General features: G+C 47.4%; 2 protein-coding genes and 1 other RNA gene. 2 read left to right on the forward strand and 1 reads right to left on the reverse strand.

The window, feature by feature from the left end:
• The coding region (locus VIR50_RS03135) for an SLBB domain-containing protein (RefSeq protein ID WP_331933689.1) at positions 1-1255 on the reverse strand (1255 nt) is incomplete at its 3' end.
• 255 nt (positions 1256-1510) lie between these two features.
• Between VIR50_RS03135 and VIR50_RS03140 the strand changes: the two genes are divergently transcribed.
• The gene (locus VIR50_RS03140) at positions 1511-1924 is read left to right on the forward strand and encodes an Hsp20/alpha crystallin family protein (protein ID WP_331933690.1); all 414 of its coding nucleotides are present in this window, start codon (positions 1511-1513) and stop codon (positions 1922-1924) included.
• A 673-nt stretch (positions 1925-2597) separates the two neighbouring features.
• Positions 2598-2734: a transfer-messenger RNA gene (ssrA, locus tag VIR50_RS03145) on the forward strand; the annotation flags it as partial.

The following is a 2734-nucleotide window of genomic DNA, read 5'->3' on the forward strand; positions in this document are numbered from 1 at the left end:
TGACCGAATCGCCGTCGGCAATGCGGAAATGGCTGAAGTCGAACTCATCAACGTTGAATACAGTGTACTCCCTTCCGTTCTTACGACTTACTCTTACGCTCTTTCGATAGGCACTGCCCGTGAAGCCACCGGCGTATTTCAACAGCGAGGCAATGGTCTCGTCTTTCTTCATTTCATAAAACATGGGCCGCTTCACCTTGCCCTCTATGCTGACCATAGAGTCGTAGGGACCCACGATAATGACGTCGCCGGAGGCTAAACGCACGTTGCCGCTCATCTTGCCGTTGAGGATATAGTCGTAAATATCTACCATGCTGACGAGGCGGTTGTCACGATAAATCTTGATATTGCGCAACGTTCCCAAGTTGTTTGTGCCGCCGGCCATGTACAGGGCTTGGAAAACGGTGGCGAAAGCCGACAGCGTATAGGTGCCGGGCGTTTGCACCTCACCCATTACGTTGACCGTAATCGTCTTGGTTTGGCCTACGGTTAGTCGTAGTTTGCTGCTGCTGTAACGGGCTCCCAAGGTAGAGCGGAGGCGGGCATTGGCCTGCGCCACGGTAAGCCCGCTAAGCTGAACGGGGCCAAAACCCTCAATGGTAACGTCGCCATCGGGCGAGATGGTGCCGTTGATAGTGCGCTGCGAGGCGCCATAGATGTCGATAATCACATCGTCGCCCGGCCCCAACCGATAGTTTTGCGGGGTAGCTACGTTCATATTAGGCTCGAAGGTCAACAGTTTGTTATTGAAGATGTCACGACCGAAAACCTTGTTTTTCTGCGACCGTTCGGCCAGCAATTGCTTGAGTAGTTGCATGGAGTCGATGGGCAAAAAGCCTTTGAGTTCCTGCTCTACAAGGCGTGTGTGCTCCATAGTGCTCATGGCTTTGGCCGGCTCGTGTGACATCGACGGCTGTAGCAGTTCGCTGGTAGCGCTGGCCTGCCGACTGTCGATGGCCTTGTCGTTACTGTTGTTACGGCGCATGCGTGGGTCGCCCACCGAAGCCGATTTGTCGGTTATCATGCCGAATCCCTTGGTCTTGCCCTGTTGCTCAAAGCGCTTTTTAATACGTCGTATCTGCTGGATGTCGACGCCACTCTGCACGAGTTTGGTCACGATTTGTACTTGTGACTTGCCTGCGGCGTGCTCTTTCAGAATGGTATTCATCACTTGTTCGTCGCTCATGGACCGCTGTCCCATCATGACAGTGGCGCTTGAGAGAAATATAATGAGTAGCAGAAGTGCTTTTTTCATACTTGTTTATGGTAGAATGAGTACAATGTTGTAAAATTACAAAGTTTTCCCGACAAATGCGTTTTCAAGGATTTGGATTTTATGTTTTATGCCATTATGGCGTTAAAATTGTCATTTTGGCACAAAAAAGCCCTTGGTATGTATGTTGCGATAAGATAGTTGCAACGCTATTCGTAAGCAATGCGAAACTAACGGTTTAAAAACAACATTATAAACATAAACAACTAACAGGAGGAAATGACTATGACACCCGTAATGTACACTAACGATTGGATTTCAAAAGCGTTTAATGATTTCTTTAACAACGACTATATGCCGCGTGCAAACGCCACGGCTCCGGCCATCAACGTAAAGGAAACACCGAAGAATTATGAGGTGGAACTGGCCGCACCGGGCGCTCGTAAGGAAGATTTCATGGTGAATATTAACGACGAGGGCAACCTTTCGATTAAATTGGAACGCAAGGACGACGTGCAAAATGATAATAAACAATATCATTACTTGCGCCGGGAGTTTAGCTACACCAAGTACGAGCAGACGCTGATTTTGCCCGATGATGTAGACAAGGAGAAGATTGCGGCCAAGGTAGAGAACGGCGTTTTGACGATAGATTTGCCTAAGTTAGACGAACAGAAGGTGAAAGTTCAACGAAGCATAGCCATAGATTAAAGGCTATAAGCTGCCGCGAGGCACCGCAGGCTTCCCGTTTGGGGAAGTAAAACGGTAAAGATTGGGTCCCGGATACCATGAGTATTCGGGACTTTTTTATCCTTGTTTTCACCCTGATTTGTCAATATTTTATCCCTTATTTTAACACTTCGGCGGTCTTGCTTTTAGCCTATGAAAGTGGGCTGATGGGCCGGTGAGGGAGTGAAAGCGAAGTTTTCTTTATATCAAAATGGGCTTTTCGTATGGTCAAAGCTGCCCTTTCGCCTTACCAAAAGGCCGCTTCGGCAGGGCGGAAAGGTAGCTTTTAGCGGGTAAAAGCAGGCAAACGGGCCGATAGGAGAGGGTCTTTGATGAGGTGGTTTTTAGGCAATGGTTTGATTATCAGTTATTTGTAAAATGGTAAAACGCAGCGATATTTTCGGCCAAAGCTACTCTGTTTTGAAATAACGTGCGCATTTTCGGCCTTTTGTAAAATATATTCTGAATTGTTAAAATCAAACTTCCATGGGCTGCCTACCGGCTTTTCATGGGGTAAAAGGGGTGTTTTGAGGTAAAATATTGCTAAAAACCTTGCGGGAAAGGAAAAGATATTCTATATTTGCAGTTGCGTCTTTTCACACGAAAAGACAGAATGTTTGAGGGTCGTCATTGACCTTCGATACCATTCTTACTCGGGGTTGACATGGATTTGACGGCGAGATGAAATGGTACGTAAGCATGCGGAGGCTCGTCGGCTACCTCCATAATCAGAGTGGACGAACAATTAATTGGCGAAAACAATTACGCTCTCGCTGCCTAATCGAAGCATAG

It is taken from the genome of Prevotella sp. (genome assembly GCF_036570325.1).
Classification (GTDB): Bacteria; Bacteroidota; Bacteroidia; order Bacteroidales; family Bacteroidaceae; genus Prevotella.